The sequence below is a fragment of the Nonomuraea sp. NEAU-A123 genome, from assembly GCF_018603905.1.
Lineage (GTDB): Bacteria > Actinomycetota > Actinomycetes > Streptosporangiales > Streptosporangiaceae > Nonomuraea.
In genome coordinates, this window is the sequence record NZ_JAHFZZ010000004.1 from 703910 (window position 1) to 726446 (window position 22537).

A 22537-nucleotide genomic window follows, 5' to 3' on the forward strand; every position below is an offset into this window, starting at 1 on the left:
CTGTCCGCCATTGGTGCCGGAAGCTGTCACCAATGGCTTCTAGCGTCAGAGCATGACCACGAGCGACATCACCCCGTACACCGTCCATATCCCGCCAGCCGACCTCGACGACCTGCACGAGCGGCTGGCCCGCACCAGGTGGGCCGCCGACCTGCCGGAGACCGGCTGGGAGCGGGGCGTGCCGTCCGCATACCTGCGCGAGCTGGCCGGGCACTGGGCCGAGGGCTACGACTGGCGGGCGCATGAGGCGGCGCTGAACGCCCATCCGCAGTTCTTCACCACGATCGACGGCGCCGGTGTGCACTTCCTGCACGTGCGGTCCGCCGACCCCGGCGCCGTCCCGCTGATGCTGATCCACGGCTGGCCCGGCTCGGTCGTGGAGTTCCTGGACGTGATCGGCCCGCTCACCGAGCCCGCGGCCCCCGGCGGCACGTCCTTCCACCTGGTGATCCCGTCGCTGCCCGGCTACGGGTTCTCCGGCCCGCTGCGCGAGACCGGCTGGACCGACGGGCGCACCGCCGCCGCGCTGGTCGAGCTCATGTCCAGGCTCGGGTACGAGCGGTACGGGGTGCAGGGCGGCGACGTCGGCGCGTTCATCGCCCCGTTGATGGGCCGCCTGGCCCCGGAGCGGGTCATCGGCGTGCACGTCAACGCCCTGGTCACCTTCCCCACCGGAGACCCCGCCGTCATGGCCGCGCTGACCGAGCGGGAACGGGCGCGGCTGAGCGAGATGCAGAAGTGGCAGGACCAGATGGGCGCGTACATGCAGATCCAGGGCACCCGCCCGCAGACCATCGCCCAGTCTCTGCTCGACTCCCCCGCCGGTCAGCTCGCCTGGATCGTGGAGAAGTTCCATGACTGGACCGACCCGGCCGCCAAGCTGCCCGAGGACGCCGTCGACCGCGACCGCATCCTCACCGACGTGAGCGTCTACTGGTTCACGGGTACGGCCGGCAGCGCCGCCCACACCTACTTCGAGCGGTTCAACGACCCCGCCATGTGGCAGCCGAAGGAGCGCGGCACGGTGCCGACCGGGGTGGCGGTGTTCACCACCGACGTCTCCATCCGCCCGCTGGCCGAGCAGGTGCACAACGTGGTGCACTGGTCGGAGTTCGACCGGGGCGGTCACTTCGCCGCTCTGGAAGCCCCCGACCTGTTCACCGCCGACGTGCGGGAGTTCTTCCGCGCCCTGGTCTGAACGTCAGAAGGCGAAGGGGCGCGGGGTGTCGCGTGAGGTCACCCACTGCAGCTCGGTGAAGTCCTCAGCGGCGAAGCCCACGCCGAAGCGCCCCCAGCCGCTGTCCTTGACCCCGCCGAACGGCATCTGCGGCTCGTCGTTGACCGGCTGGTCGTTGATGTGCACGATCCCGGCCTCCAGCCGCCGGGCGATCTCCAGTCCCCGGCTCGGCCGCCCGGTCAGTACGGCCGCGGTCAGGCCGAAGCGCGACTCGTTCGCCCGCCGTACCGCCTCGTCCGCGTCCTCGACGACGTCGAGGATGACGACGGGACCGAAGGTCTCGTCGAAGGCGAGCTCGGCTTCGGCCGGCACGCCGGTGAGGACGGTGGCCGGGTAGCACGGCGGCTCGGGGGTGCCGCCCGCGAGCACGCCGGCGCCCATCGCGACGGCCTCCTCGACGCGGCGGGTGACGAGCGAGAGCGCCCACTTGTTGATCAGCGGGCCGATGACCGTGCGCGGGTCGGCCGGGTCGCCCATCGGCAGCGTGGCCGCCTTGGCGGCGAACCGTTCGGTGAACTCGCCGGCGATCGCCCGCTCGACGTAGATGCGGCGGGCGCACATGCACACCTGCCCCTGGTGGACGAAGGCGCCGTAGGCGGCGGCGTTGACGGCGTAGCCGAGGTCGGCGTCGGCCAGCACGATCAGCGGGTTGTGGCCGCTGAGCTGGAGCACGATGCGCTTGAGGTGCCGCCCGGCCGCCTCGGCCAGCCGCCGGCCGGTGACGGTCGAGCCGGTGAAGTTGACGCGGCGTACGCGCGGGTGACCGATCAGCTCCTCGGCGATCGCGCCGGCGTCGCCCGGCGCGTGGGTGACCACGTTGAGCACCCCGGGTGGCAGCCCGGCCTCGGCGAACACCTCCGCCCAGAGCGCGCCCCCGGTCAGCGGCGACTCCTCGGAGGGCTTCAGCACCACGGTGTTGCCCAGCGCCATCGGCCCCACGATGGCCCGCGCGGCCAGGACCAGCGACGCGTTCCACGGCGCGATGGCGGCCACGACGCCGACCGGACCCCGGATGGCGTACGCGCGGGTGCCGGGCACGTCGGACGGCATGATCTGCCCGACCGGGCCGTGGGCCAGCCCGGACGCCTGACGCAGCAGCGAGACGCAGAAGCCGATGTGCGTCATGGCGACCTGCCGGGTGCAGCCGATCTCGGCCGTCAGGAGTCCGGCGATCTCCTTGGTCCGCCGCTCGACGACGTCGGCGGCGCGGAGCAGGATGAGCTGCCGGTCCGTCGGCGACGTCGCCGACCAGGAGGCGAACGCGGCGTGCGCCGCCTCGACGCCGTGCCGGGCGTCCTCGGCGTCGCCCGCGGCGACCTCGGCCAGGACGGCGCCCGTCCACGGATTGTGCTTGTCGTACCGCCGCCCGGTGCCTGAGTCGGACCAGCGCCCGTCGATGTAGTGCCGCACCGCCACGATCACGAGGCCGAGTCTTCCAGACGGTAACCGACCGGCAGCAACTGGATCTGCGCCCGGCCGGCGAACAGGCCCCACAGTCCGCGCGGCAGGAACAGCGCGAACGCGACGGCGACCAGGCCCAGCCCGATCAGGTAGACGGCGCCCGCGTCGGCGAAGGCGTACTGCACGGTAAAGAACAGGACCGCGCCGACGATCGGCCCCTCGAACGTGCCGAGCCCGCCGACGAGCACCATGAAGATCATGTACGCGGTCCACTGGACGCCGAAGATCGACTGGGGCTGGATGAACAGCGTGTTCGCCAGCGTCAGCGCCCCGGCCGCGCCGCAGCCGAACCCGGCCAGCACGAACAGCAGCGCCTTCAGCGGCCGTACCCGCACCCCCACCGACGCGGCCGCGTCCTCGTCGTCGCGGATGGCCTGCAACGCGGCGCCCGTCCGGTGCCGCAGCAGGGCGAAGACGAGGGCGAGCAGCAGCAGCGCGAACGCCAGCGTGATCCAGTACGTGTAGGCGCGGCGCAGGTCGGGGCCGTAGACGTTCAGCCCGCGCAGCGACACCCCGGTGCCACCGCCGAGGTCGTGGTCGAAGGTGACCAGCAGCGCCAGCACCTCGGCCACGACCCAGGTGCCGACCGCGAACTGGCCGCCGCGCAGCCGCAGGACCAGCGGTGACAGCAGCGCCGCGAGCACCGCCGAGCCCACCGAGGCGAGCACCACGGCAGGATAGGGGCTGATCCCCCACTGGGTGAGGAAGATCGTGCCGTACGCGCCGGCGCCGATGAACGCCTGCTGCCCGACCGACACCATCCCGCCGTAGCCGGCCAGCGCGTTCCACATGACGGCCAGGATCAGGAAGATGAACAGGCTGGTGAGCTGCTGCACGACGTTGGCGGTCACCATGTACGGCATGCCGCACAGCGCGAGCGCGGCGACCACCACGCAGCCGGAGGCGACCCGGGAGGCGGTGCTGGAGCGGCGGACCCGCCGGCCGGTGGTCATGGGGCGCTCCGGGTGGCGATGGACCTGCCGCGCGGGCCGGCCAGGATGACGAGGAAGACGAGGTGCCCGGCGAGGATCGAGTACTGCGGGTCGATCGTGCCCCCGACGGTCTGCGCGACGCCCAGGACGATCCCGCCGATCAGCGTCCCCCACAGAGACCCGAGCCCGCCGATGACCACGGCCTCGAAGGCGAAGATGAGCTGGGTGGGACCGGCCGAGGGGTCGAAGGTGGACCGGATCGCCAGGAACACCCCGGCCAGCGTGGCCGTGGCGACGGCGATGGCGGTCGCCCTGGCGTACACCGACGAGGCCGGGATGCCGACGAGCGCGGCCGTGTCGGGGTCCTGCGCGGTCGCCCGCATCTCCCGGCCGAAGCCGGTGCGGCGCAGCACGAGGTGCAGCCCGCCGAGCACGAGCACGGCCGCGGCCAGCACCAGCAGCCCGAAGACGGGCACCGAGAGCTGCCCGGTGACCCGCAGGCTCGCGGTGGAGATCCGCCCGGCCGGCGCGCCGAGCGAGTGCACGTCCGGGGAGAAGGCGCGCAGCAGCGCGTTCTGGATGACGATGGCCAGGCCGAACGTGGTCAGCAGCGGGATCAGCGGCCCGCCCCGCAGGCTGCGCGCGAGCACGGTGCGCTGGAGCAGGTAGCCCACGCCGAGCATGACGGGCAGCGCGGGCACCAGCGCGACCCACGGCGAGACGCCCAGCCGGTCCACCAGCGCCCACACCAGGAAGGTGCCCAGGATCGCCAGGTCGCCGTGCGCCAGGTTGATGATCCGCATGACGCCGAACATCAGTGACAGCCCGCAGGCGAACAGCGCGTACAGGCCGCCCAGGAAGACGCCCTGCACCACGGCGTTGACCCAGGTCATCGCGGCTCCGCGCCGATGCCGAAGTACGCCTCGGTCACCTGGTCGCGGGTGACCGCCCCGCTGGCCGACTCCAGCGCGATCGCGCCTTCGAGGAGGCAGATGACGCGGTCGCTCACCGACAGGGCGCGCCGCAGGTCCTGCTCGACGAGGACCACCGTCGCGCCGCTCGCGAGCACCCGCGACAGCGACGCGTACACCGTGTCGACCGCGATCGGCGACAGCCCGAGCGACACCTCGTCGATGAGCAGCAGGCGCGGGTTGGTCATCAGGGCCCGGCCGATGGAGGTGGCCTGCTGCTCGCCGCCGGACAGGTCGGCGGCGCGCCGGTGCAGGAGCGGTTTCAGCATGTCGAACGCGTCGAGCACGGTGTCGAGGCGCCATTCGCCCGGCCGCCCCCGCCGGCCCGCGACCAGCAGGTTCTCCTCGACCGTCAGCCCGGCGAACAGCCTGCGGCCCTCCGGGACCAGGGCGATGCCCCGCCCGACCCGCCGGTGGGCGGGCAGCGCGGTGATGTCGGCGCCGTCGAACACGACGGTGCCGTCCGCGGCCGGATGCGCGCCCGCGATCGTGCGCAGCAGTGTGGACTTGCCGGCGCCGTTCGCGCCGATGAGGGCGACGCATTCGCCCTCGTCCACGGCGAGCGACACGCCGCGTACGGCGGTCAGCAGCCCGTGCCGGGCGACGAGTCCCGCCACGCGCAGCAGGCTCATGTCGCGCCCCTTCCGAGGTAGGCGTCGATGACGACCGCCTTCCGCAGCACCTCGGCGGGCACGCCGTCGGCGATGACCCGCCCGGCGTCCATGCACACCAGCCGGTCGACCACCTTCAGCAGGATGTGCACGATGTGCTCGATCCAGACGACGCCGATCCCCAAGGCGACCAGCTGCTTGACGGTGATGACCAGGTCTTCGGCCTCGGCGTCCGTGAGCCCGCCGCCGATCTCGTCGAGGAGCAGCACGCGGGGGCCCGTCGCCAGGGACCGGGCGAGTTCGAGCCGCTTGCGGTGCATCAGGCCGAGGCTCTCCGCCCGCCGGTTCGCCACGTCGAGGAGCCCGCACAGCTCCAGCACCTCGACGCAGCGCGCGTACAGCCGTGACCGTGACAGCCCGGCTCCGTAGGACGCGCCGACCAGGACGTTCTCCAAGACGGTCATCCCGCCGAAGGGGCGGGGCACCTGGAAGGCCCGGCCCACGCCCCGGCGGCAGCGCAGCTCGGTACGCAGGCCCGTCACCTCGTCCCCGTCGATGAACACGCGGCCCGCGGACGGCGTGACGGACCCGGCCAGGACGCCGAGCAGCGTCGTCTTGCCCGCGCCGTTGGGGCCGACGATGCCGACCGCCGCCGCCGGGCCGACCTCGAAGTCCACGCCGTCGAGCACCCGCAGCGCCCCGTAGTCCTTGGTCAGGCCGCGCCCGGCGAGCACCGGCGCGGTCATGCGCGATACGGCCGCAGCTTGGCCGCGACGGGGACCTGGGGGTCGGAGGAGTTCTCGCACAGCACGAAGGTCACCTTGTCCCGGTCGCCCGCCGGCGCCGCCACCCACTGACCGCCCAGGATCGGCGTGGCGACCACGTTGGCGTTGGGCCCCTTGCCCCACTGGAGGCGGCCGACCGGCGTCAGCACGTCCAGCGAGCGGATCGCGGCGGCCACGGCGGCCTTGTCCTTGGGGTCGGCCGCCTTCGACAGCGCCGCCGCGGCGACGTCGAGCAGCGCCAGGCTCGGCCCGAGCTGCTGGTTCCACTGCTTGCCCGTGGCCTGCCGGTAGCCGTCGGCGAGCCCCTGAGAGGTGAGCTTCGTCAGCGACGAGGTGTAGGGGTAGGCGGGCGCCCAGTAGGCGCCGCCCGCGATGTTGACGCCGATGGGGCCGAGCGCCTCGATCTGCGAGGGGAACAGCCCGGTCTTCGCCACCTGCGCGATCTTCGGCGTGTACCCCTGCTGCGCGGCCTGCTGCCAGAACGTGGCGAAGTCCGGCGGGATCGGGAAGGTGTTGAAGATCTCGCAGTCCTCGGCCTTGAACTTCGCGATCTGCGCCGAATAGTCGTTGGTGCCGTCGGTGTAGGCCCCGGGATCGACGATCGTGTAGCCGGCCTTGGTCAGCAGCGGGCCGAGCGCCTGGCGGATGGCGTTGCCGTCGGAGTCGTTGGGCCACATGACCCCGACCTTCTTGTTCGTCGCGATCTGCGGCCACAGGTGCGTGTAGGCGTTGGCGAACTGTTCCACGCCGAAGCAGAAGTGGAAGGTGAACTTGAAGGCGTCCTTCTGGTCAGGTTTGGCGCCCCGGCCGAAGTACCAGGCCTCCCACGGCACGACGGTCGACACGCACGGCACCCCGGCGGCCTCGCAGGCGTCCGAGACCGGGTTCACCGTCTCCGGTGTCGAGGTCGTCAGCATCAGGTCGACGCCCGAGCCGTTGATCAGGTCGTTGGCCACCTGGGAGGCGCGTTGCGGGTTCGACTGGCCGTCCCTGTCGATGATCTCGACGGTGTACTTCTTTCCGGCGGTGGTCAGCCCGCCGGCGAACGCCTTGCGCGCCAGCCCCAGCACGTACGCGTCGGGCTCGCCGAACCCGGCCGCGGGCCCCGTCCGCGGACTGACGAACCCGATCTTGAGGGCGGCCGAGCCGCCTCCGCCGCCGCTCGCCGGGTTCTGACACGCCGACAGCAGGGGAACGGACAGGGCGGTGGCGGCGAGCACCTGCCGCCTGGTTAAGCCGGAGGAAGGGGATCGGTTCACGCGCGCCTCCAGGACGAGGTGGAGAGTGATCGGAACGTACGAGCGCGCGTGCCACAAGTCAACGCAGCGTTCGAACATATGAAACGCTCGTGACATGACCTCCCAGTCGCTGGAGCGCGGGCTGCTGATCCTCTCGACGTTCAGCGAGGCCCGGCCGATCCTCGGCATCGCCGACCTGGCCCGTTCGGCCGGCCTGAACAAGAGCACGACCTACCGCTACGTGGCCACGCTGGCCAAGCTCGGCTACGTCCAGCAGGACCCCGAGACGAAGAAGTACTCCCTGGGGCCGCGGGTCGTCGACCTCGGCTTCGCCGCGATCAACTCGATGGAGATCACCCGGGTCGCCGCCCGCCACCTGCAAGCCCTGTCCGACGAGACCGGCTACGCCGCCAGCATGGCCGTGCTCGACGGGCCCGACATCGTCTACGTGGAGCGGCGGCGCAGCGGCCGGGGCGGCGGCGGGTTCGCGGTCGATCTCAACCTGCACGTCGGCTCACGGCTGCCGGCCTACTGCACCTCGATGGGCAAGGTCCTGCTCGCCTTCCGCGAGCCCGCAGCGCTGCGCGCGCTGCTCGACCGCACCGACTTCGCCCGGCGCGGCCCCCGCACCATCACCGCGCGCGAGCAGCTCGTGTCCGCCCTGGAGCGGGTACGGCAGAGCGGCATCGCGGTCAACGACGAGGAGCTCGCCCCGGGGCTGCGGTCCCTGGCGGCGCCGGTGCGCGACAGGTCCGGCAACGTCGTGGCGGCCATCAACATCGCGGTGCACCTGACGACCTGGAACGTCCCCGTCGACTCGGTCGTGGGCCGCCTGGAGGGGCCGCTGCGCCGTACCGCCGCGGAGATCTCCAGCGGGCTCGGCTTCCGCGGCGGGAATTTGTGTTCCAGTAGCTGAAACGCCGTATTGATTGCGGCGCACCACGGAACTACATTCGGCCCTTGTCCGCGAGCGAAGGGGGCAGAGGTGTTCCTCGACTCAGCAACCTGGCAGGGCCGGATCTTCGTCGCCGGGGCCTGGTCTCCCGGCGGCGGCGGCACGATCGACGTCACCGAGCCCGCGACGGGATCCGTACTCGGGCAGGCCGGCCTGGCCGACGCGGCCGACCTCGGCAGAGCCGCCGAGAGCGCGGCCGCGGCGCAGCGCGAATGGGCCGCCACCCCGCATCCCCGGCGCGCGGCCGTGCTGCGGCGGGCGGCGCAGCTCTGGACCGAGCACGCGGAAGAGATCACCTGGTGGAACGTCCGCGAGGTCGGCGCGGTGCCCGCCATGGCCGGGTTCGCCGTGCACGTCGCCGAGCAGGAGTGCTACGAGGCGGCGAGCCTGCCCAGCCGGTCCTACGGGGAGCTGCTGCCGAGCGAGGAGCCGCGTCTGTCGATGGCCAGGCGGATGCCCGTCGGCGTCGTCGGGGTCATCTCGCCGTTCAACGTGCCGATCATCCTGGGGATCCGCTCGGTCGCGCCCGCGCTGGCCCTGGGCAACGCGGTCATCCTCAAGCCCGACCCCAGGACCGCCGTGACCGGTGGCGTGACGATCGCCCGCGTCCTGGAGGAGGCGGGCCTCCCGCCGGGGGTCTTCCAGATGCTGCCGGGCGGGAGCGACGTGGGCGAGGCGATGGTGACGCACCCGCTGGTGCGCGTCATCTCCTTCACCGGCTCGACCGCCGCGGGGCGCCGGGTGGGCGAGCTCGCCGGCCGGCACCTCAAGCGGGCGCACCTGGAGCTCGGCGGCAACTCGGCGCTGATCGTCCTCGACGACGCCGACGTGGACCAGGCCGCCAACCTCGCCGCGTTCGGCACGTTCTTCCACCAGGGCCAGATCTGCATGACGACCGGACGGCACCTGGTGCACGAGCGCGTCTACGACGACTTCGTGGAACGGCTCGCCACCAAGGCCGCGAACCTGCCGGTCGGCGACCCGGCGAGCCAGGAGGTCGCGCTCGGCCCGCTGATCGACGCCGGGCAGCGCGACCGGATCCACCGGGTGGTCACCGCGAGCGTGGACGCCGGCGCAAAGCTCGCCGCTGGTGGCACCTACGACGGGCTGTTCTACCCCGCGACCGTGCTGTCGGAGGTGACGCCGGACGTGCCCGCCTTCACCGAGGAGATCTTCGGGCCCGTCGCGCCGGTCGCCCGGTTCTCCGGCATGGAGGAGGCCGTACGCCTGGCCACCGCCACCGAGTACGGGCTGTCGCTGGGCATCGTCACCCGGGACGTGATGAAGGGCCTGGCCCTGGCCGACCGCATCCCGACCGGCATCGTGCACATCAACGACCAGACGGTCAGCGACGAGGCCAACAGCCCCTTCGGCGGCATCGGCGCCTCCGGCACGGGAGCCCGCTTCGGCGGCGCGTCCGCCAACATCGACGCCTTCACCGAGACCCGCTGGGTCACCATGCGCGGCGAGCCACCCACGTACCCCTTCTAGGATGTCGGCCGCCGGCTCAGCCCCCTAAGCCGTGGCGGCCGGCGTAGTGGGTGGCCTCGACGCGGTTGCGGACCCCGATCTTGGCGAACACGTTGTTGATGTGCGTCTTGACCGTGGCCTCGCCGATGAACAGCGCCGCGGCGATCTCCGCATTGCTCAGCCCGTCCGCGATCAGGCCGAGCACCTCGGCCTCGCGGGCCGTCAGGCCGCCGGGCAACTGCCGCGCCATGGGCCGCGGTGCGCGGTCCATCGCCGCCACCAGCCGGTCCGACACCTTGGCGTCGAAGGTCGACTGCCCGGTGACGGCCGAACGCAATGCCGCCGCGATCTCGGCGCGGCCCGCGTCCTTGGTCAGGTAGCCGCGCGCCCCCGCCCGCAGCGCGCGGGCGATCGACTCGTCGTCGGTGTAGGTGGTGAGGACGACGACCGCTATGCCGGGATACTCGCTGACGATCCGGCCGGTCGCCTCGACGCCGTCCATGACGGGCATCCTCAGGTCCATCAGCACGACGTCCACGGGGTGCGCGTCGTCCGGGAAGTCCCCGTTGTCTGCGTCGTGCGCGGGTTTCACGGTGTTCGCGGCCAGCAGGGCGAGGGCCTGGTGGCCGTCGCCGGCCGTACCCAGGACCTCGACGTCCTCGACCAGGCCGAGCAGGGCGGCCAGGCCCTCGCGCATCACCTGCTGGTCGTCCACCACGATCACCCTGATCACCCTCACGGGCGCCCCTGCCTCCACCGATCTGATCATTCCGGCACCTCCGCGGTCACGTGCCAGCTCCCGTCTTGGTGGCCGGAGCGGAGCGTGCCGCCGGCCAGCGCGAGCCGTTCGCGCATGCCGGTCAGCCCGAACCCGCCCTCCGCTGCCACCTCGGCGCGCAGCGGGTTGCGTACTCGCAATCGCACCATATCGGCGGTGAAGTCGAGGGTCATCGACACGGGCGCGTCCGGCGCGTGCTTGGCCGCGTTCGTCAGGGCCTCCCGCGCGGTCCCGAGCAGCGAGACGGTGGCCGCCGACGACAGCCCGCGCGGGACCCCGTCCGCGTGGAAGTCCACCGGCGCCCGGTGGTCTCGCCGATGCACCTCGGCCAGCGCGGCGAGCGCGCCGGCCAGCGAGGGAATGTCCTGCCGCAGCGCGGCGACCGCGTTGCGGGCCTCCGCCAGGCCGTCGGCGGCCAGCCCGCGCGAGCGCCGCACCGTCGCCAGCGCGGTGGCCACGTCGCCCTTCTCCGCCAGCATGGCCTCGGCCAGCTCCAGTTGCACGCCCAGCGCGCCCAGCGAGTGCGCGAGCACGTCGTGGATCTCGCGGGCGATCCTGGTGCGCTCGTCCAGCGTGGCGGCTCGGGCCTGCTCCGCCTGAGCGAGCCGGGTCTGCTCCAGGAGCTGTTCGGCCTGCTCCCGCCGTACGACGTGCTGTCGGTGATTGACGCCGATCAGCGTGATCGCCAGCAGCAGCGTCGCATGTCCGAACGCGTCAGCCGGTGGCTCCCCGGAGATCGGCCAGGTCAGTACGGCCAGTGCCATCGTGCCCGCGCTGACGGCCATGATGGCGGCCACGGGCGGGGCGGACAGCGCGGCGAACCGGGCGAGGTTGATCGCCGTCAGGAGCAGCGCGGAACTGTCCTCGGCGGCCCCGAGCGCCACGGCGGGCAGCAGCGCCGCCGCCCCCAGCGACGCGGCCGCGAGCCCGGGCCGTGACCGGTCGAGCGCCATGAACAGCAGCCAGCACCCGGCGCCGAGCCCGTACAGCCCCCACACCCACGGCGTGCTCTCCCTGGCGGTGACCAGGGTGGCGGTGACGAACAGCGTGCCGAACACCTGCACCACCAGCCAGCCCGGCGCGATGGTGTCCGGCAGCGACCGTTTCCCCTTCATACGCTGATTCCACCAGGTGCGTCGTGGTCAGCGCAGGCGGGTGATGACCTCGAGCAGGAGGAGCCGGTAGGCGATGAACCCCACCAGCACCACACCGGCCACCACCACGATCGCGATCAACGCCTTGCCGTTCACCTTGCCTCCTTTGAGCGATTCCTGCGCTTTGCCTGCTGCGAGCCTGAGCAGTTCGTTCCTGTCCATGACCATGACGCTAGGGATCGGACCAGGTGGAGCGGCACCGCCGGATGGTGGAGATCCGGGTGGAGAAGCAGGGTGGAGCGCCTAGACGGCCGGATTCCGGGCACTTGGCAGGGTCTTGCTCGGAAAAGGAGCCCGAGGGCCTGGCCTTGAGAGGAGAAGACGGTGAGCGTAACGGGGAAGGCGGGGCGGGAGGCTCGCACCGCCGCGAGGAGGGCGGCCCGGCATCCTGTGCTGAACCGGCTCACCAGGGTCGGGCTGGCCTGCCGGGGGGTGCTGTACGCGCTGATCGGGCTGCTGGCGATGCAGATCGCGTTCGAGGGAGGGGGACGGGAGGCGGACAAGGCGGGAGCGATCTCGACGGTGGCGCGGTTGCCGTTCGGGGAAGTGGTGTTGTGGGTGATGGTGGCGGGGTTCGTCGCGCTCACGCTCTGGCAACTGTCGGAGGCGCTACTCGGCGGTCCTGGCGTGGGGGACCGGCTCAAGGCCGCGGGCTATGCCGCCGTGTACGTGCTGATCTGCAGCACGCTGCTGAGCGTGCTGCTGGCCGGGAAGGCCACCTCCGACGACGAGAAGTCACGCGACGCGACGGAGGCGCTGCTCGGCCTGCCCGGCGGGCCGTTCCTCGTGGGCGCCATCGGGCTGGGCCTCGTCGCGCTCGGCGTCTACTGGGTGCGCGAGGGCGTCACGAAGGGGTTCCGCGAGGAGTTGAACCTTGGCCAGATGTCCCCGCGGGCCCGCTCGGTGATGGACAGGCTCGGGCTCGCCGGGTACGTCGCCCGCGGGGCCATCGCCGCCCTGGCCGGAGTCTTCGTCGTTCAGGCGGCGATCACGTACGACCCGGACAAGGCGGGCGGCCTGGACGCGACGCTCAGAGCCTTCGCCGAGACCCCCGTGGGGCCCTGGCTGCTGGTGGTGGTCGCCGTCGGGCTGATGCTGTTCGCAGGATACTGCTTCGGCGAGTCACGCTGGCGCCGCGTCCACTGACGGCGAATCGCTTTCGGCGGATCACAGTGGCGGTGAGTCGCTTCGGCGGATCACCTCGACGGTCTGGGGTGGAGCAGTCCGGCGTGCTGCCGGATATGGGCCGTGGCGGCGTCCAGCTTCTCCTCGTCCGGGAGCGTGGTGTTGCCCTCGTACGTGACCCCCTCCGGCACGTCGCCCGACCCGACCGGGTCGGCGTCCCAGAAGTTGCCCCGGTAGACGACGTTCTCCAGCGGCGGCGACACCTGCAGCACGGCGGTGTTGTCGGCGCGCGCGACCACGTTGTCCTCGACGGTCACCCACGCGGCGCCGTAGTCGGTGTAGAGGGCGAAGTTGTACGGCGTGCGGGTGTCCTTGATGACGTTGCCCCGGATCACCGCGCCGTTCTCGTACGAGTCGCCCTGCGGGCCCGACAGGTAGACGCCGCCGCCGTCGGCCAGCACCAGCATCGTGCCGACGGTGAGGTTGCGCAGGATGCGGGTGCCCTGGGCGGGCCCGGCCACGATGCCGCAATGGGGCACGTCCCCGACCTGGTTGTGGGCGACCGTGCAGCCCTTGGTGCCAAGCAGCGCGATGCCGGGGGAGCCGGCGAACTCCAGGCCGGTGTGGTGGATCCAGTTGTCCTCGACCAGGGCGTTCTCGGTCCTGGTGACGGAGACGGCGGTGGCCGAGAGCGTGTCGAAGTCGCACCCGCGCACGCTGACGTCCGCGCCGCCGGTGAGCCCCAGCCCGGCGGCGCCCATCCGGGTGAAGCGGCAGCGCTCGATCTCCACGCGTACACCGTCCTCGACCACCACGCACGCGGGAATCAAGGCCGACGCGCGCGGGACCGTCACCCACGCCTGCCCCTCGACCAGCGACACCTTGTCGACGGGGCCGCCCTCGTAGTAGCCGCTCCCGTGGTAGTGCAGGAAGCCTTCCGCCCGGCCGGGCCGCAGCCAGGTGGCGTCGGCGAAGACCAGGCCACGGAAGGACACCCCGCTCGTGCCGGTGGCCCGCAGCAGCGTATCCAGAACCGGGGCGACCACCCGCGTACGGTCCGGTGCCTCTCCCGGGAGGGGCAGGTAGCTCAGGACGTGGTGGCCGGGCCGCGAGCGGTCCAGGACGAAGGTGCCGGGCTCGGTGAGGAAGGTGACGTCGTTCTCGATCCGGGTCGGCAGGCCGGGCCCGCGTGAGGTGTGGCCTGCCCAGGCGTAGTTGTAGAGGTCGAGAGCCCACCCGAAGCCGGGCTGGGCCATGGTGATCGCGGTCCCCCCGGTGCGGCCGGCGACCGCGGTGACGCCGCAGCGGGCCTCGGTCCACGGATAGACGCCGCGGTGGACGAACTCGACGTCGGCGGGACTGTGCCAGGTCAAGGGGGCCGTGCTGTCGGTCTCGTAGCCGGTCTCCGTCATGGTCGCGGTGCCGGGCAGGCCGTCTATGGCGGCGCGCTCGGACCTGCGGCCGTCGACGTAGAGCTGGCGCGTGTCCAGATCGCCCACGTCGGCCAGCCACACGCCGTCCTCGACCCGCCAGCCGGTGATCTCCCGCCCCCCGCTGACGACGACCTCCTCCTGACCGGCGGTCCCGTAGCCGTGGGCCTGGTAGATGATCCGGTGACCGTCACGGCCAGAGTCGGCCTCGGTGAGCTCGAACGGCGCGGTCAGCACGTGGGTCCCGGCCCGTAACTGGACGACGACGTCTCCGGTCGCGGTCCGGGCGGCGTCTCGGGCGCGGTGCAGGCCGGCGAACGGGCGCTCCGCAGTGCCGGGCCAGGAGTCGTTGCCCGATGGATCGACGTGAAACTCGGTCATGATGCACCGCCTTTGCTGTTTATGATGTACACAAGGTAGTACACCATAAACATGGGAGGCGCCAATGGCCAGAGGCGGCGCGGGTGATCCCGACGACGGGGTGGAGCTGCTGTGGCAGGAGGGCGACGGCGAGCCGCGACCGGGGCTGAGCCTGGGCCGGATCGTCCGGGCGGCGGTCGAGCTGGCCGACGCCGACGGGCTGGAGGGCCTGTCGATGCGCAAGGTCGCCGAACGGCTCGGGTTCACCACGATGTCCCTCTACCGCCACGTGCCCGGCCGCGACCACCTGCTCGACCTCATGCGCGACGCCGTCATCGGCCTCCCTGGCACGATCCCCTCGGAAGGGGCCGGCTCCGGGCCCGCCGGCGGGGCGGGCGGGTGGCGGGCGCGGCTGGAGGCGTGCGCGCGTGAAGGGTGGGAGCTGCGTAAACGGCATCCCTGGGTGGCCGAGGTGCGGGGCAGCCGCCGGGTGCCGGGTCCCAACGCCGTCGCCCACTACGAGTACATGCTGAGCGCCGTCTCCGGCACCGGCCTCACGCCCGCGGAGACGATCGCCGTCGTCGGGCTGGTCGCCCGGTTCGTCGACTCCGAGGCCGTACGGCTGGCGGAGGTGGCGCGGACCGAGCGGCTCAGCGGGGTGAGCGAGGAGGAGTGGTGGGGCGCTCGCGACACGCTCTACGCGCGCCTCGACCGCTACCCGACCCTCTCCTACCTGTGGGAGGCGGGGGGCTACGACGAGCCGGAGGACCCGTTCGAGTTCGGCCTGCGCCGGGTGCTGGACGGTATCGAGGTGCTGGTGCAAGAGCGTGATGAAACGCGTGACGAAAGCTGCCGGACATGTGGCGCGCCGATCGAACGGGCCGCGTCGGGCCGGCCGCGCGCGTACTGCTCGCGGGCCTGCCAGCAGCGCGCCTATCGCAAACGCACCTCCGGCTGACCATCGCGGCCGGGCGAGGCGGTCATTCGTGGTCGAGAACGTTCATGACCATGATGAGCCCCCGCACCGAGTCGTCGGCCTTGCGCAGGTGGGAGAGCTGCAGGGTGAGCGGGGTAGGGCGGCCCTGCCGGTTGACGGCGGTGAGCACCGTCCTGTCGGCCTGGTCGGCGCTCTGGCCGTCGATGAGCGCGGCCCGCAGGTACGGATCCAGCGAGTCGAGCGGCAGGCCGATGTCCAGGGCGTCGAGTTTGCCGCCCACGGCCTCCTCCGAGCGGACGCCCCACAGCTCCTCGGCCCCACGGCTCCAGACCATCACCCGTAACTCGTGGTCGAGGACCACCACGGCGTCGCCGAGACCGCGCACCACCGCGGACACGAACTGGTTGGCCTGGTCCAGCTCGACGCTCCGCGACGTCAGCACGTCATTGATGTGCTGGAGCTCGTCGTTCGTGGACTGGAGCTCCTCGTTCATCGTCTCGAGTTCCTCGTTGGTGGACTGGAGCTCTTCGTTGGCGGTCTCCAGCTCCTCGTTGGTGGAGTGGAGCTCTTCGTTGGTGGTCTCCAGCTCCTCGTTGAGCGACTGCAGCTCCTCGTACGCCTGCTCCAGCTCCCTGTTGGCCTGTTCGAGCTCGTCGCGGAGCTTGTGATAGCGGGTGACGTCGGAGAAGTGGATGCCCACTCCGATGTGTTCGCCGCCGGCCAGGAGCGGGACGACCGAGATGTCGAAGACGCCGCCGTCGGCCACGCCGGCCCGATGCCAGGTGACCTCCCGCAGCTCGACCGGGCGCTGGTCCTGACAGGCCCGCTCGATCACCGAGCGCAGCTCGACGGGCCGGTAGGACACCTCCAGATCCTGGAAGGGGCGCCCGACGTCGCGGGGGCTGAGGTTGAACAGGGACTCCGCCCGGGAGTTGACCAGGGCCAGGGCGCCGGAGCCGTCGACGACGAGCTGCGCCACCGGCCCCGAGCCCAGCGCCGCCGCCTCCAGCGCGGGCAGGCGGTAGTCGGGCGCCTCGCCCGAGCCGCCCATCGGCCACGGCGCGCGATCGGCGAGAAAGGTGGAGATGACCTTCCTGAACAGCCGCATGCGCAGGTTGACCGGCTCGAACTTGTCGCTGTGGTTGAGCATCATCTCGGCCTTGCCGAGGAACAGGAAGCCGGGATCGGCCAGCGCGAAGTGGAAGCGGCGCAGGATGTTCAGCTGCGTCTCGGTGTTGAAGTACATCAGCGTGTTGCGGGCCAGCAGCAGGTCGACCCGCGAGATCGGCGCGTTGTGCGTGAGGTCGTTGCGGCCGAAGATGAGCTGGCGGCGCAGGTCGCGGCGGACGGCGAAACCATTGTCGACCGGCTCGAAGTAGGTGTCGCGTAAGTCGGCCGGCAATGCGCGGAGCTGGCGCTCGTTGTAGATCCCGGTCCTGGCGACGTGGATCGCCTTCTCGTCGAGATCCGTGCCGTAGATCTTCACCCGCTCGCGGAAGCGCTCCATGCCGAGCTCCTCGGCCAGCACCATGGCCACGGTGTACGCCTCTTCGCCCGTGGCGCAGCCCGCGCTCCACACTCTGATCGCCTTGGTCGCGTTCTTGCCGCTGAGCAAGCTGGGGATCACGCTCTCGCGCAGTGCCTGCCAGGCCGTCGTGTCACGGAGGAAACTGGTCACGTTGATCAGCAGGCTGTCGAAGAGCCGGGTGAACTCCTCCGGCTCGAGCTCGAGAAAGTCGCGGTATTCGCTGTAGTCGCGCAGCTTCAGCGACTCCAGGCGCCGGCCGATGCGACGCATGAGAGTGGTGCGTTTGTAACCGGTGAAATCGAATCCCCGGGTCTCCTTGAGAAGGACGAGGAGGTCATCGAAATCATGCTCTTCCTCTGTTGTCACAGAGGAAGAGTACGCCGAGTCGAGCTGCTCGGGACGGCACCAGATTGTCACCATCGCGGGCGATCCGTGACTGCGGCAGGGCCGCCGCCCATCAGCCAGGGTTGCCGCGCCCGGCGTTCGCGGACAGCGTCAGGGCGGCTCTGGCCCGGTTGGCGCGCATGGTGGTCACGGCCGCCAGGCAGCGCGCCCGCGTCTCCAGCATCGTCAGCCACACCTGGTTGTAGCGGTGGGTCCGCTGCTTCAGCGCCTCCACCTGCGTGGCCGCCTGCTCACGCAGCGCGTGCGCGCGGGCGATGGCCGAGCACACGCGGGTGAGGTGCGTGCCGGACTCGGCGGCGGTCGCCGAAGGCGGGGCGGGGTCGGGGCGCCACCGGGGGCGCCTGTCGGCCCGCGCGGGCTGGGCACGTGGCAACCGCCGCAGCCGTGGCAGATGGCGGCGTGCGGGGGGCAACGGATCTTCGGGGTGGACGCCCGCTTCCGTGAGAGCCTCGTCCAGGGTGGCGTACACCCGCATGGGCGCGCGGGAATGCTCGGTCACCAGCTCGATCAGGCGGCACAGCGAGGCCCCGGCCTCGGCGACGGCCAGGCCGCCGCCCTTGGCGTGCAGGGCCCGGTGGGTGGCGGCGAGCTCGTCGATGCCGGTCAGGTCGCAGAACCACAGGTCACCGGCCGCCACGATCACCTGCTCGACCGGCGACTCGGTCAGCGGCTCCAGGGTGGCGGCCAGCACCGGCGCGGTGGTGGAGTCGAGCTCCCCCGTCAAGTGGATAACCACGACGGTGGCCGACACCGTCGTCAGGCGTACTGACAGGAACATCGCTCGATCCCCTCCGCTGAGGCCCGCCCGAGGCCGCGATCTCCGAAGCGAAATTCCGCTCCTGCCCATCGTGCGCCGCCACCGCGCAAAGGGCCAGGCTCTCGCGCGTCAGGTCCCGCGCCGTACCGCCACGATGGCCACGTCGTCCTCCCGCGAGCCGAACGCGGCGAGCAGCCGGTCGCAGAACTCCTCCAGATCGCCCTCGACCGTCTCGGCCACCTGCCTGGCCTGCTCCAGGCTGTCGTCGAGCAGGATGCCGCGGTCCTCCACCAGCCCGTCGGTGAACAGCAGCATCGTGGCGCCCGCGGGCAGCTCCAGCCGGGTCACCTTGTAGTCCTCGTGCGCCACGCCCAGCAGCAGGTTGCCCAGGCCCAGATAATGGGCGCCGGGACCGGCCAGCATCGGCGGGATGTGCCCGGCGTTGGCCATCTCGACCACGCCGGTCTCCGGATCGATGAGCAGCAGGCAGACGGTGGCCGTCATGCCGGGGTGGTAACGGCGCAGCACCTTGTTGAGCAGGTCCATCGACGCGCTCAGGTCGACCGAGTCGATCAGCGAGGCACGCAGCGCGTGCCGGAGTTCGGCCATGATGGTCGCCGCGTGCAGCGAGTGGCCGGCCACGTCGCCGATCGCCACCAGCACCTGGTCGCCGAGCTGCAGGACCTCGTAGAAGTCGCCGCCGACCTCGATGTTGTCCACGGCCGGCTGGTAGCGGAACGTCACCGTCAGACCGGGCACGTCGGGGATGCGCGTGGGCAGCAGGCTGCGCTGCAGGGTGAGCGAGATCGTGTGCTCCTCGGTGTAGACGCGCAGCGCGTCGACCGCCAGCGCCAGCCCCTGGCCGAGCTGCCTCAGCACGTTCATCTCGTCGCCGTCCAGCGGCGGGTCGGCCTCCAACCCGAGGTAGACGGGCGGCTGGCCCCTCTTGGTACGGCACAGCACCCCCGTGACCGGCGCGCTGACCCGAACGTCCTTCACCAGCTCGACCCACTCGGCGGCCGCCACGGTGAAGACCTTGGCCCCCGCCGCCTCGCCCAGCGACATGGCGCTGAGCCGGTCCAGCAGCTTGGGGATGGCGGACCCGCTATTGGCCGTCTCGCCGGGCCGGGCGCGGACGCGGCGCATCCGGCCGTCCGGTGGCAGCGCCAGCGCGCCCGTGTAGCGGCCCAGGATGCCGACCATGCCCTCGACGGCCACCGTGAGCAGCTCGTCGAAAGAGTCGGCCGCGTTCAGCTGCGAGGTGACGTCGGCCAGCTTGACCATGCGCTCGGCCATCAGCTCCGCCCGCCGCCGGGCGCGGTAGTAGCGCAGCGTCGCCTCTACCGTCGCCGCGAACTCGGCCGGTTCGATCGGCTCCGACAGATAGGCGTCGGCGCCGCGTTCGAGACCTTCCGTACGGTCGGCCGAGGTGATGGCGTTGCCCGACACCTGGATGACCGGGATCGAGGTGGTCGCCGGGTTCGCCTTGATCCGCTCGCATACCTCGAAGCCGCCGAGGTCGGGCAGCCGTACGTCGAGCACGACCAGGTCGGGCCGGTGCGCGGCGAGCACGGCCAGCGCCTCCTCGCCTCCGGTGGCCTCGACCACGATGTGGCCCGCCCGGCGCAGCCAGCTCGACAGGATGTAGCGCTTGGTCGGGGTGTCGTCGACCACCAGCACGGTCGCGGATCCGCCCGCGGGCTCGATCACGGCCCTGCGCTCGTGCTCAGTCACGATCCGTCCCCGCCGCGTCGCGAATGGCCTGAAGAAGCTGGTCACGGCGGAGCCCCTGCTTGGACAGCACCGGATGGCCGGACGGCGCGGTGTCGGGCCGTATCGTCACCACCACCACGCCCACCTGCCCCAGGGCCTCGTCCTCGGCCATGCGCTGCAGCAGCGCGTGGCCGTCCAGCCGCGGCATCAGCATGTCGAGCAGGATCACATCCGGCGGGCGCGCTGTCATCATCTCCAGCGCGGCGATCCCGTCCCCCGCCTCCTCCGTCTCGACGGCGAAGCCGTACAGCATCCTGCGGGCGGCGGCGCGGAACGCCTCGTCGTCGTCGGCGATCAGCACCCGGCGCACCTCGGGCGTGCCGTCGTGATGCGGCAGCCGCATCGTCACCGAGGTGCCCCGCCCGACGTCGCTCGCCAGCTCCAGCGTGCCGCCCAGCGCCTCGGCGAGCCGACGGGCGTACGGCAGGCCGAGCCCGGTGCCCTTGGTCTTGACCTGGAGCGCGCTCGGCACCTGGAAGAACTCCTCGAACACGCTCTTCAGATATCGCTCGGGGATGCCGATGCCGGTGTCGGTGACCGTGATGACCACCTCGTCGGTGGCCGTGTCGGCGTGGGCGCTCAGCCGTACCTCGCCCTTCGGGGTGAACTTCAGCGCGTTGGACAGCAGATTGCGCAGGATGCGGACCAGCATCACCTCGTCGGTGTAGACGTCGTCGACTCCGGGCGCGATGTCGACGCGCAGCGTGACGTCACCGGGCTCGCTGGTGGGCTGCATCGTCAGGCGCAGGTGGTTGGCCAGCGTGGGCAGGTGGACGACCGACGACTGGGGGTCGAGCCGCCCGGACTCGGCCTTGGCCATGTCGAGCAGTTCGCCGACCAGCTCCAGCAGCGTCTCCGCCGAGCCGCCGATGAAGCGCACCTGGCGTGACTGCTCCTCGCTGAGCGGTTCGCTGCCGGGCCCCACCAGCAGCCTGACCAGGCCGATGATGGAGTTGAGCGGGGTGCGCAGCTCGTGGCTGACCGTCGCCCAGAACCGGTTCCTGGCCTCGCCCGCCTCGCGGAGCTGGCCGGATTTCTCGTCCAGCTCCGCGTAGAGGGCGACCACGCCCCTGTTGGTCTCCTCCAGCTCGGCCGAGAGCTGGTTGTACAGGGCCACCACGCCGGTGTTGGTCTCCTGCAGCTCGGCGTTGAGCTGCAGCACGTCCTCCAGCGTCGAGGCCAGCTCCTTGTTCTGCTGGCGCAGCTCTTCGATCGCGCTGACCGGCGCCATCCCGGCCAGGCGCTCCCGGATCTGGTCGTTCGGGAGCCGGGGGGAATGGGGAGGCAGCCGCTTGGCGATCGTGACCCGCCCACGTTCGGCCTCGAGGGTGACCGCGTCGACCAGGCGGCCGGCCAGTGCCAGCCCCTCGGATCGGGCGAGATCGGCTCCCGGTGCGTGATCCATGGTGATGAGTAGATTCCCTTCGTCCAGCGAGAAGACGACGACCGCTCCGGCGCCGAGCAACTCCCTGCAGACCTCGCTCAGCGCGGTCGCCACCCTGACCTGGTCCTGCGCCTCCAGCCCGGCCAGCTCGGCGGCGGCCTTGCCCAGGCGGCGTACCGCGAAGACGTCCTGGTCGCGCTCGAGCCGGGCCCTGGCCAGCTCAGTCGCGGTCATCGCCGGGCCTCACGGTCACCACGCAGGCGTCGTCCCTTCGGCTGCCCGCCTCGCGCAGCAGACCGGCGGCGACGACCGCGGGGGAGCGGGCGAACAGGCCGGGCACGGCGGAGGGGTGCCAGCGTTCGGTCAGCCCGTCGGAGTGCAGCACCACGGTGGAGTGCTCGGGCAGGTCGAAGTCGTACTGGCGCAGGTGGCGGGCCTGGTGCCCGGCGATGCCGGGGACCGAGACCATCCCTCGGCGGCCCTCGGCGTTCGCGATCCAGCCCGAGATGTTGCCCAGCCCGGCGTAGGACACGCTGGTGGCCCTGATGCGCGCCACCGCGACCGCTCCTCCCCGGGTATGTCCAAGGCCCCGGTGCAGGCGTTCGAGGGTCGTCAGCGGCTCCTCGTCCGCCGCCCGCAGGAACAGCTCCACCGCCGTCCTGGACGCCTGGGCGGCGAGCTCGCCGTGGCCCAGGCCGTCGCACAGCAGCACCGTCGTCTCGGGCGTGGCGGCGCCACCCGTCGCGGCGATCGCGAAGGAGTCGCCGGAGACCGCCTCCTCACCGATGGGGCGGCTCAGGCCGCTGGCGTGCGGCGCCGCGCTGGGCGCGTCGGCGGCGGTGAAGTGCATGACCAGGATGGTCCCCTTGCCGGGCAGGGAGTGGACGTCGTACCAGGAGGAAATGCGGGCCATCGCCCCCATCCCGATGCCGAGGGTGCCGGAGGTGGAGTAGCCGTCGCGCAGAGCGCGGGCGACGTCGCGCATGCCCGGCCCTTTGTCGATGGCGACCAGCTCCACGACGGCCGGGTTGACCGGCTGGGAACGGACCATGACGACGCCCTCCACCGCGTGCTTGACCAGGTTGGATACGGCCTCGGTGACCGCGACCGCCGTCTGCCCCGTACGCTCGGCATCGAACCCGGCGGCCTCGGCGAGGTCGACGGCCATCCGGCGGACGGTGCCCACCGCACTGGAGTTTTCGGCTCGTACCCAGGTGTCGTCGTGCGCGTATCTCACCGCCACCAT

The 22537-nt window shown here is 71.7% G+C and carries 20 protein-coding genes; 5 read left to right on the plus strand and 15 right to left on the minus strand.

Annotation, left to right across the window (positions count from 1 at the left end):
- The first annotated feature begins 52 nt into the window (after positions 1–52).
- Complete coding sequence (locus KLK06_RS15475; protein ID WP_214636106.1) at positions 53–1198, plus strand: epoxide hydrolase family protein; 1146 nt, start codon at positions 53–55, stop codon at positions 1196–1198.
- A 3-nt stretch (positions 1199–1201) separates the two neighbouring features.
- On the opposite strand, the gene KLK06_RS15480 is transcribed toward KLK06_RS15475, so the two are convergent.
- From KLK06_RS15480 to KLK06_RS15505, 6 genes are read right to left on the minus strand one after another with little or no spacing between them, the layout of a single operon-like run.
- Positions 1202–2659 carry an aldehyde dehydrogenase family protein gene (locus tag KLK06_RS15480; RefSeq protein ID WP_214636107.1) on the minus strand — a complete coding sequence of 486 codons (1458 nt, stop codon included), beginning with the start codon at positions 2657–2659 and terminating at the stop codon, positions 1202–1204.
- Positions 2656–3651, minus strand: coding sequence for a branched-chain amino acid ABC transporter permease (locus tag KLK06_RS15485; protein ID WP_214636108.1), 996 nt, complete (start codon positions 3649–3651; stop codon positions 2656–2658). Before KLK06_RS15485 ends, KLK06_RS15480 begins: the two co-directional genes overlap by 4 nt.
- Positions 3648–4523: a branched-chain amino acid ABC transporter permease gene (locus KLK06_RS15490; RefSeq protein WP_214636109.1), complete on the minus strand. Its 876-nt coding sequence runs from the start codon at positions 4521–4523 to the stop codon at positions 3648–3650. Before KLK06_RS15490 ends, KLK06_RS15485 begins: the two co-directional genes overlap by 4 nt.
- Complete coding sequence (locus KLK06_RS15495) at positions 4520–5233, minus strand: ABC transporter ATP-binding protein (protein ID WP_214636110.1); 714 nt, start codon at positions 5231–5233, stop codon at positions 4520–4522. Before KLK06_RS15495 ends, KLK06_RS15490 begins: the two co-directional genes overlap by 4 nt.
- Entirely contained in the window at positions 5230–5958 is a 729-nt protein-coding gene (locus KLK06_RS15500) for an ABC transporter ATP-binding protein (protein WP_214636111.1), read from the minus strand. The genes KLK06_RS15495 and KLK06_RS15500 overlap by 4 nt, the downstream gene beginning before the upstream one ends.
- Positions 5955–7256, minus strand: coding sequence for an ABC transporter substrate-binding protein (locus KLK06_RS15505; protein WP_214636112.1), 1302 nt, complete (start codon positions 7254–7256; stop codon positions 5955–5957). Before KLK06_RS15505 ends, KLK06_RS15500 begins: the two co-directional genes overlap by 4 nt.
- Before the next feature lie 94 nt (positions 7257–7350).
- Between KLK06_RS15505 and KLK06_RS15510 the strand changes: the two genes are divergently transcribed.
- Positions 7351–8151 carry an IclR family transcriptional regulator gene (locus KLK06_RS15510; RefSeq protein ID WP_214636113.1) on the plus strand — a complete coding sequence of 267 codons (801 nt, stop codon included), beginning with the start codon at positions 7351–7353 and terminating at the stop codon, positions 8149–8151.
- A gap of 69 nt (positions 8152–8220) precedes the next feature.
- The gene (locus tag KLK06_RS15515) at positions 8221–9681 is read left to right on the plus strand and encodes a benzaldehyde dehydrogenase (RefSeq protein WP_214636114.1); all 1461 of its coding nucleotides are present in this window, start codon (positions 8221–8223) and stop codon (positions 9679–9681) included.
- Between the two features lie 16 nt (positions 9682–9697).
- Here the strand turns inward: KLK06_RS15515 and KLK06_RS15520 are convergent, their stop codons facing one another.
- Genes KLK06_RS15520 through KLK06_RS15530 form a run of 3 tightly spaced genes read right to left on the minus strand, consistent with a single transcriptional unit; the run spans position 9698 to position 11754 of the window.
- A complete protein-coding gene (locus KLK06_RS15520; RefSeq protein WP_250905389.1) occupies positions 9698–10429 on the minus strand; it encodes a response regulator transcription factor in 732 nt (243 codons plus the stop codon).
- Positions 10426–11553: a sensor histidine kinase gene (locus KLK06_RS15525; protein WP_214636115.1), complete on the minus strand. Its 1128-nt coding sequence runs from the start codon at positions 11551–11553 to the stop codon at positions 10426–10428. The genes KLK06_RS15520 and KLK06_RS15525 overlap by 4 nt, the downstream gene beginning before the upstream one ends.
- 27 nt (positions 11554–11580) lie before the next feature.
- The gene (locus tag KLK06_RS15530; protein WP_214636116.1) at positions 11581–11754 is read right to left on the minus strand and encodes a hypothetical protein; all 174 of its coding nucleotides are present in this window, start codon (positions 11752–11754) and stop codon (positions 11581–11583) included.
- 162 nt (positions 11755–11916) lie between these two features.
- Between KLK06_RS15530 and KLK06_RS15535 the strand changes: the two genes are divergently transcribed.
- Positions 11917–12738: a DUF1206 domain-containing protein gene (locus KLK06_RS15535; protein ID WP_214636117.1), complete on the plus strand. Its 822-nt coding sequence runs from the start codon at positions 11917–11919 to the stop codon at positions 12736–12738.
- Between the two features lie 50 nt (positions 12739–12788).
- Here KLK06_RS15535 and KLK06_RS15540 read toward each other — a convergent pair whose 3' ends face one another.
- A complete protein-coding gene (locus KLK06_RS15540; protein ID WP_214636118.1) occupies positions 12789–14528 on the minus strand; it encodes a right-handed parallel beta-helix repeat-containing protein in 1740 nt (579 codons plus the stop codon).
- 64 nt (positions 14529–14592) lie between these two features.
- Here KLK06_RS15540 and KLK06_RS15545 point away from each other — a divergent pair, with 64 nt between their 5' ends.
- Positions 14593–15465 carry a TetR/AcrR family transcriptional regulator gene (locus tag KLK06_RS15545; protein WP_214636119.1) on the plus strand — a complete coding sequence of 291 codons (873 nt, stop codon included), beginning with the start codon at positions 14593–14595 and terminating at the stop codon, positions 15463–15465.
- A gap of 22 nt (positions 15466–15487) precedes the next feature.
- Here KLK06_RS15545 and KLK06_RS15550 read toward each other — a convergent pair whose 3' ends face one another.
- From KLK06_RS15550 to KLK06_RS15570, 5 genes are all read right to left on the minus strand, one after another.
- Positions 15488–17338, minus strand: a complete 1851-nt coding sequence (locus KLK06_RS15550) for a CheR family methyltransferase (protein ID WP_214636120.1) — start codon at positions 17336–17338, stop codon at positions 15488–15490.
- Positions 17339–17429: 91 nt separating this feature from the next.
- The gene (locus KLK06_RS15555; RefSeq protein ID WP_214636121.1) at positions 17430–18155 is read right to left on the minus strand and encodes an STAS domain-containing protein; all 726 of its coding nucleotides are present in this window, start codon (positions 18153–18155) and stop codon (positions 17430–17432) included.
- Positions 18156–18263: 108 nt separating this feature from the next.
- Positions 18264–19868, minus strand: a complete 1605-nt coding sequence (locus tag KLK06_RS15560) for a fused response regulator/phosphatase (protein ID WP_308168270.1) — start codon at positions 19866–19868, stop codon at positions 18264–18266.
- Positions 19861–21525, minus strand: coding sequence for an ATP-binding protein (locus tag KLK06_RS15565; protein ID WP_214636122.1), 1665 nt, complete (start codon positions 21523–21525; stop codon positions 19861–19863). The genes KLK06_RS15560 and KLK06_RS15565 overlap by 8 nt, the downstream gene beginning before the upstream one ends.
- On the minus strand, positions 21512–22537 hold the full coding sequence (locus tag KLK06_RS15570) for an ATP-binding protein (RefSeq protein WP_214636123.1): 1026 nt from the start codon (positions 22535–22537) through the stop codon (positions 21512–21514). Before KLK06_RS15570 ends, KLK06_RS15565 begins: the two co-directional genes overlap by 14 nt.